Source organism: Paenibacillus cremeus (assembly GCF_007786445.1).
GTDB lineage: Bacteria > Bacillota > Bacilli > Paenibacillales > NBRC-103111 > Paenibacillus_G > Paenibacillus_G cremeus.
Genome location: NZ_VNJI01000071.1, coordinates 21403 through 28268, shown reverse-complemented (window position 1 = coordinate 28268; position 6866 = coordinate 21403). Strand labels below are relative to the sequence as shown.

Here is a 6866-nt window from a genome sequence, read left to right as displayed (position 1 = left end):
GGCAGGTTGCCTACGTGTTACTCACCCGTCCGCCGCTAGGGTCCGAAGACCCTCGCTCGACTTGCATGTATTAGGCACGCCGCCAGCGTTCGTCCTGAGCCAGGATCAAACTCTCCATTAAAGTTGAGTCGATATAGCTCAAAAATTTACTACTGGCGAGAATTTGCATTCTCTTATTTATTGCACTCACTCGATGTTCAGTTTTCAAAGGGCAATTACTTGTCGTTTCTTGTCAGCCGTTTCAGCGGCGACTTTTATAATATATCACATTTGCCTAGCTTGATGCAAGATTTTTTTATTTACCATTTTCTTGCTGCTTGCTTCTTGCTTTCAAATGCGACCGCCGTTTAAAGCGGCGAAAGTTAATTTATCATAAATAGAGATCGAAAGTCAAGCATGTCCCATAACAAAAATAAAAAGAGCTAAAGCGCAAAGCCTCAGCTCCTCTCTGACCAGAAACTACTCGATCATACCCACTTCTGGACTGCTCGCGGATGCGTAGCGCTTCTTCGGGATTCTGCCGGCGAGGAAGCCTTTGCGTCCCGCTTCTACGGCCAGCTTAAACGCCTCGGCCATCAGCGCTGGATTCTGCGCACCAGCAACAGCGGTATTCAGCAGCACGCCGTCAGCTCCCAGCTCCATAGCAAGCGCAGCATCAGCAGGACCGCCGATACCGGCATCCACGATAATCGGTACTTTAGCTTCTTCAATAATGAAGCGCAGGTTGCCCGGATTCACGATGCCCTGCCCTGAGCCAATTGGAGAAGCCCCCGGCATAACGGCAGCGGCACCCGCCTCCTGCAGCTTGCGAGCCAGGATCGGGTCATCCGAGGTGTACGGCAGCACGATGAAGCCTTCTTCAACCAAGATCTTGGTTGCTTCCAGCGTTCCCACCGGATCCGGCAACAGAGTTCTCGGATCGCCGATGACCTCGACTTTAATCATGTCGCACAAGCCGCTGGCTTTGGCGAGCCGCGCAATACGCACAGCTTCCTCCACGGTATAAGCGCCGGCGGTATTCGGGAGCAGCGTAAACTTTTTCAAGTCCAGCGATTCCAAAAAGTTCGGTGCATCCGGATTATCGATCGGAAGGCGCCGAATGGCGAAGGTTAAAATTTCGGCTGCCGAAGCTTTGACCGCTTGTTCTTGTACATCCATTGCCGAAAACTTGCCTGTTCCCAGCAGCAGCCGGGATTTAAATTCGTAGGGTCCGATTTTTAACGTCTCACTCATGCTTCATGACTCCTTATAATATAAAATTGATCATTTCAATCGCTTACTTAACCGCCGCCGACAAAGTGGACGATCTCCACCCGGTCTCCGTCATTCAGCCGCGTCTGATCATAGACGCTCCGGTCGATAATTTCGCGGTTCAGCTCCACCACCAGGATTTTGTGCCCCAGCTTGAAGACTTCGAGCATCTCCGCTACTGTTCCGGCATTCCCAACATCTCTTTGTTCGCCATTCACAATCAACTGCATAAGCCCTCTCCTTTCTGTTCACCGGATAAACAAAAAAAGCCAACCTGGTAGGTTGACTTGAACGAAATGTCGCTTTATCCTTCGTCCACTTCCCTACGCTGGTACAAACCAGTACGTCTCGCATACAAGACGCCTTTATCAGGTTCCAAGGGTCAAAGATCCGCTTCTTCCTCTCAGCCCCGCATGGAAGGGCTCCCCTAGTGGCTATTCAATTGTTGTGGATATTATACCCCGAGCGGTTATTTTTTGACAACCGTGTAACGCAGCTCAAGCAGTGACAGCTCTTCATCCATCGTATAAACCAGCTCCTGAGCCAGCGACTTCTTAACCAGTCTGTTAAGCAGCAGCGGAAGCTCGGATTTGATATCCGAAAGCTGAGGGTCGAGCTGAAGCTCCTGAAGGCTCCATGCCTCTTCCCGGCTGCCTAGCAAATCTATCAGCGGCTTGCAGCAGCGTTCCATTTTGGACATGACGGAAAATTCACTGGCCAGCAGCACCAGCTGCACTCTCTGCTTCACCGTCTCCATGCTGAGCGTCAACTCCTCATAGAGCTTGTACACGCCCGGATTGATGTTCTTGATCTGCCTCCAGACCGTTACCTCCGGGTGGTGACCCGATTCGATAATCACGATGTTAGCCCAGTGATGCAGTGCTTCCAATATGTTATTGTAGCCGTCCAGCGTATGATCTTCTAAAATATACTCCTTACTCTGCAAATAGCTTCGCAAAAACTTGGAAAACTCAATCAGCAGCTTGTGTTCCCGGAGATCGGCAGGAAACTCCAGAACCTTGTGCCGCAAGCTTTCCAAATACATCTCCCGATCCAAAAGTATCTCCCCTTTTAAGATCCAATAAATAACGCTGCGATGCTCCCCGTGCAAGATTAAGTCGTTCAGCGCGGCCGGACTTATCCATCTTTCTTGTATACGGCGGTCGTCTTTTATATAATGAAATTGATGATGAGAGCGTTCGGAGTCCAGGCTAACGACCAGCAGCAGCAGATCGAAACCGTCCGTTACGGCGGAAAATAGGGAAGGGTTATCGATTGCGATGACGCTTATTACGGAGTCATCCTGACGAAGCTTTTCCACCCAATATGCTTTTAAAGATTCCATGCTAAAGCCTCCTACAAGTATGGACACACGAATCAATGTAATCATCTATTTCTACATCGGCGGGGCGCTTTCCTGCAACAGATTGTGACAAAACTCACAAATCTCTATATTCTTACGCGAAAGAAGTGACTCACAGCATGAGATTAAGATCTAGTAAAGCCAATGAATTCCGTTTATGGGGACTGCTGCTAACGATGGGCGGGATGCTCTTAATGATTCTCGGATTGGCCGGTATCGTCTTTGATTGGGGTACAGCCGGCAAGTGGGTTGCCATGATCAGTATGTTTATCGGAGCTGTAGCAATGCTGGTCAGTATGGGGATTTATTTCGCCGCCGGGATGATGTCCACCAGTGCTACGGTCGTTGAGTGCCCGGAGTGCAGCAAGATGACCAAAATCATCGGCAAAACGGACCGGTGCATGTACTGTAAAACGATTTTGTCGCTTGATCCGCAGCATGATCCCCATGCAGGTGCGAATGACAGCCAAGCAGGCACGACGACAAATCCATAGTCAGATCAAAGCAAAAGGACCCGCGGGCGCTCCGATCGAGCGTTGTCTGCGAGTCCTTTTTTCATAGGATGATATGGTTATTAGGGCGTCTCCAGCAAGGAGCGAATCCAGTTCCAGGCCTCGGGACTCTCGTACCCCCGCCGCCATGAGGCGACACCGGCAAGGTTGTACTTACGGACCAGCGCCATCCGGGCTTTGACCGAGGTTTCGTCTTCGATCCAAATTTTGTTCAGCTTGCCGTCTTCTTTGTACTCTACGTAGTTTTGTCCGGTTTCCGGTGAAAACACCGGCGTCAGCTTCTGTTCTTTGATCACGCGCTGCGGCATGTCCATGAATACCGCTCGGGAGCTGACCTGGGTTTTGCCATCCTTCTGCTCCTCGGTCCAGACGCGAGTGTAAAAAGGAATGCCTAGCACCAGCTTGTTCGGCGGGATTTTATCCTCTTTGAGCAGGTCAACCACCGACTTCTCCACCCAAGGCAGCGAAGCTACCGAACCAGCCTTCGGGCTGCTCGCCCAATACTCGTCGTAAGCCATAAGCATCAAATAGTCGAGCGCATCGGAAAGTGCCTTGCGATCATAAAACATCGACCATGACTCGCTGCTGGACTTGGGTGTCACATCCATGGAGACGATGAGGCCCTGCTCATGCAGGAACGGCGTCATCTCCCGCACGAACTGCACCAGATTCTGCTTATCTTTCACACTAACATTCTCAAAATCAATGTTGATGCCCTGCAATGAATACATCTGTGCGAAGCTGAGCAGCTGCTTAATCATCTTCATCCGCTTGTCATAGGTCGAGAGCGCCTCCGTCGTCCGCTTCGGCTCAAAGCCGTTGCTAAACAGCGCCCAAACCTGATAGCCGTTGGTATGTGCCCATTTGACGTAAGCCGGATCGGCGATATTCTTGATCGTCCCTTCGCCGTCCTCCAGCTGAAACCACGTCGGACTTACGATATCCAGTCCTGGCATCGCGGGGATTTTGGACGTATCCGGGCCTTTGGTCACGATCTGCTCCCAAGTCATATTGATTTTTCCTGTCACTGGCTGCTTGGGAACAAAGGGCGGACGCGGTCCCTGCTTCGGGATGGTCTCCTGGTGATCCTGCATCAGCTGGGACTTCAAAACATAGCCCAAGTAACCGTTGGGCAGCTGAACACGCAGCCATTCGCCCGTATCCTTCCATACCATCACACTATCGCCCTGCTTCAAGTCGGCGTAGATCGGCGCTTTGATCGTTGGATCGCTGCGCATAGGAATCATCTTGTCCGGTTTATCCGGGAACGATACGGTCTTGTACCATTCCACCGTCTCGCCTTCTTTAAATAAGAACACGGCTCCGGTTTCCTCCGACTCGCGAAGCTCAACGCCGTATAGCTCCTTCAGCGGATCGATCGGCAGGTACAGCCTATTGTCCGATTTCTCCAGCGGAAACTTCAAATTGAATGGCTTCTCATTGAGCATGCCCGTCAACTCGCTTGTACGCAGCCGCACGACTTTGTCTTGCGTCGTAATAATCGTGGATTCACTCGACTGCTCATAAATGAGCGAAGGATCAATGCGTTCCTTGACGGTGTCAAAGGAGAGCTTTAGGGATTCTTTTTGCCCGAGCGCTTGATCCTCCAGCATCCCGCCTTGGTAGAACACCGGCTTCTTCTTGCCGCTGAAATCCGGCTGCACATGTTTGGTATTCGGCATATATACGATATAGTAATAGGCACCCAGCAGCGCCCCGCAAATTACGGCCAAGGTCAGCATCAGCCACGGCCACTTGCGTCTCTTCGTCCGGCCGGACCTGCCTGCCGCTTCCATCATCGACTCCATTATTTCACTCCTGTTATCCTGATGCCAGCTTGATGCCATCTGCAAATTAAAAGGACGTATTCCTCTTCGCCCTATAGAAAGCTGCGAAGCCTGAATACGTCCATTATACCTCAAATCTATCAATCTATCATTAAGGAGTGACCGGTGCACAATCGGAGCATAGCCCGTATACTTCGACACGGTGGCTCTTAACTCGAAAGCCCGTCAGCTCCCCGGCTGCCTTCTCCAAATCGTCCAAAGGCCGGTAGGCAAAATCGACCAGCTTCCCGCACTGCTCGCACAGCGCGTGATAATGATCCGACATATCGGCATCAAATCGGCTGGAATGATCGCCATATGTCATCTCCCGGACCAATCCCGCTTCAATAAACACTTTAAGGGTGTTATATACGGTTGCGACGCTCATGCTTGGAAATCGCGGGGAAAGCGACTTATAAATTTCATCCGCTGTCGGATGAGACATGGTACCGATCAAATAGGACAGGATGGCATGCCGCTGCGGCGTTATCCGAACGCCCGTCATCTTCAATTGATCAAGCGCCTCCATCAGCCGAGTACTCATGCTGTTCACCGCCAATTATCAAATTCACGCTGCAGCGGCGACTCGAACAGAAGCGCCGAGTCCGCTGTCAACGAGCAGAGTATCGCTTCATTTTACCTACAATTTCATGAATTTGTCAATTGGATGGCTGTATAGAAATGGAACCATTCGACTCCACCTTAATCAGATGTTGTCCGCTGCCAACGGTGCCGCGAATCGTTTTGTTATCAATGGTGAGCGGCAAGGACGATTGAATGTTGTTTTTTCTGCCATTGCCGTCTACGCGGTAATCGCCATGGGAAGGCAGCTTCAATGCGATTCGACCGTTGTTGGTCTTGATGTCCCAATCGTCCTCCACCGCTCCGCTGGTCACGTCAATGGAGCCGTTGGAGGTTTCAACCTTCACCTTCTGCAGCTTGCCGTCGATCTTGATTGCCCCATTGGTGGCGCGCGCTTCTACGCTGCCTGCGATGCCGGCCAGCTTCAGCTCTCCGTTGCTCACCCCCACTACTGCGTCTCCACGATGGTCAGTCAGCTCTACCCGGCCGTTGGTCGTTTTCAGCGAAATCGTGCCGCTCGTCTTGCTCGAGTTGATCAAGCCGTTCGTTGTCCCAAGACGCAGCTCTCCGTCCAGATCGGCGATCTCAATCGCTCCGTTCGACGTCTGCGCCGAAAAACGCTGCTTGACGGGAAGCTGAGCAGCTTGAATTTTACCGTTGGTGGCATGCAGCTCGTAGTTGACCTTTTGCTGCGCTGGCATGGTCACGATGATATCCATCCGCGGATAGCTGCGGCCGAAGATCGATCCGATGTATTCTTTGCCTAACGCTTGAATGTCCAAGGTATCGCCGGTGACACTGTATTCAAGCTTGGAGGCGTCCGCGATCTGGGCCGCTTCTTTCTCATCCTTCATCTGGACATGCACAGTGACAGCAATCTCGATATTGTTCACATTCCCCGACTTCAGCACCATGGTTCCATTACGGCCGGTCAATTTGACATTCTCGACACTAGACGGCAGTGGAATCGAAGTCACTCCTTCGTCAAACTTGCGCCCTTCTCCGAAAAATTGGACGATGTCCCCCATGCTGATGCCGTCCAGGCTGCCGAATTTTTTGGCAAAATCGGTGGTTTGGGTGCTGACGATGACGATCGCGGAGATGAGTAAGGCAAAGATGACGCCCTTCAAATCCAGCTTCAGCTGCCGGTCCGTATGACCGTACTTCATGTTAAAGCCGATGTACTCGAGACCCAGCATAATGAACAGCACCGGCCACCAGCCTACCAGCTCGGAGGTCAGATGGCTGCCCGTCACTTTATCGAAAATCACGCTTCCGCCGACCAGAACGAGCAAGACCGCCGCTGTATAACGCCCTGCTTTATGCATCGCG

7 protein-coding genes and 1 rRNA gene are annotated in these 6866 nt (G+C 51.6%); 1 reads left to right on the top strand and 7 read right to left on the bottom strand.

Translation table 11 applies throughout. The annotated features are described in order from the left end of the window. The 4 genes from FPZ49_RS32500 to FPZ49_RS32485 form a co-directional block, all read right to left on the bottom strand. Positions 1-121: ribosomal RNA gene (locus FPZ49_RS32500) — 16S ribosomal RNA — on the bottom strand; the annotation flags it as partial. 338 nt (positions 122-459) lie between these two features. After that, positions 460-1233: a thiazole synthase gene (locus FPZ49_RS32495; RefSeq protein WP_144854486.1), complete on the bottom strand. Its 774-nt coding sequence runs from the start codon at positions 1231-1233 to the stop codon at positions 460-462. A 47-nt stretch (positions 1234-1280) separates the two neighbouring features. Next, on the bottom strand, positions 1281-1481 hold the full coding sequence (gene thiS / locus FPZ49_RS32490; RefSeq protein ID WP_144854485.1) for a sulfur carrier protein ThiS: 201 nt from the start codon (positions 1479-1481) through the stop codon (positions 1281-1283). Positions 1482-1720: 239 nt separating this feature from the next. Next, the gene (locus FPZ49_RS32485) at positions 1721-2596 is read right to left on the bottom strand and encodes a nucleotidyltransferase-like protein (RefSeq protein WP_144854484.1); all 876 of its coding nucleotides are present in this window, start codon (positions 2594-2596) and stop codon (positions 1721-1723) included. Positions 2597-2733: 137 nt separating this feature from the next. On the opposite strand from FPZ49_RS32485, the gene FPZ49_RS32480 reads away from it, so the two are divergent. Next, entirely contained in the window at positions 2734-3108 is a 375-nt protein-coding gene (locus tag FPZ49_RS32480; RefSeq protein WP_144854483.1) for a DUF2614 family zinc ribbon-containing protein, read from the top strand. Between the two features lie 80 nt (positions 3109-3188). On the opposite strand, the gene FPZ49_RS32475 is transcribed toward FPZ49_RS32480, so the two are convergent. From FPZ49_RS32475 to FPZ49_RS32465, 3 genes are all read right to left on the bottom strand, one after another. After that, positions 3189-4934, bottom strand: coding sequence for a glycosyl hydrolase family 18 protein (locus FPZ49_RS32475; RefSeq protein ID WP_144854482.1), 1746 nt, complete (start codon positions 4932-4934; stop codon positions 3189-3191). A 130-nt stretch (positions 4935-5064) separates the two neighbouring features. Further along, complete coding sequence (perR, locus tag FPZ49_RS32470) at positions 5065-5496, bottom strand: peroxide-responsive transcriptional repressor PerR (protein WP_144854481.1); 432 nt, start codon at positions 5494-5496, stop codon at positions 5065-5067. A 115-nt stretch (positions 5497-5611) separates the two neighbouring features. Continuing rightward, positions 5612-6862 carry a DUF4097 family beta strand repeat-containing protein gene (locus FPZ49_RS32465; protein WP_186446238.1) on the bottom strand — a complete coding sequence of 417 codons (1251 nt, stop codon included), beginning with the start codon at positions 6860-6862 and terminating at the stop codon, positions 5612-5614. Between the last annotated feature and the right edge of the window lie 4 nt (positions 6863-6866).

Excerpts from the sequence above, each read along its gene's own strand:
- FPZ49_RS32495 (WP_144854486.1), bottom strand. The coding sequence starts at position 1,233 with ATGAGTGAGACGTTAAAAATCGGACCCTACGAATTTAAATCCCGGCTG.
- thiS (WP_144854485.1), bottom strand. The coding sequence starts at position 1,481 with ATGCAGTTGATTGTGAATGGCGAACAAAGAGATGTTGGGAATGCCGGA.
- FPZ49_RS32485 (WP_144854484.1), bottom strand. The coding sequence starts at position 2,596 with ATGGAATCTTTAAAAGCATATTGGGTGGAAAAGCTTCGTCAGGATGAC.
- FPZ49_RS32480 (WP_144854483.1), top strand. The coding sequence starts at position 2,734 with ATGAGATTAAGATCTAGTAAAGCCAATGAATTCCGTTTATGGGGACTG.
- FPZ49_RS32475 (WP_144854482.1), bottom strand. The coding sequence starts at position 4,934 with ATGGAGTCGATGATGGAAGCGGCAGGCAGGTCCGGCCGGACGAAGAGA.
- perR (WP_144854481.1), bottom strand. The coding sequence starts at position 5,496 with ATGAGTACTCGGCTGATGGAGGCGCTTGATCAATTGAAGATGACGGGC.
- FPZ49_RS32465 (WP_186446238.1), bottom strand. The coding sequence starts at position 6,862 with ATGCATAAAGCAGGGCGTTATACAGCGGCGGTCTTGCTCGTTCTGGTC.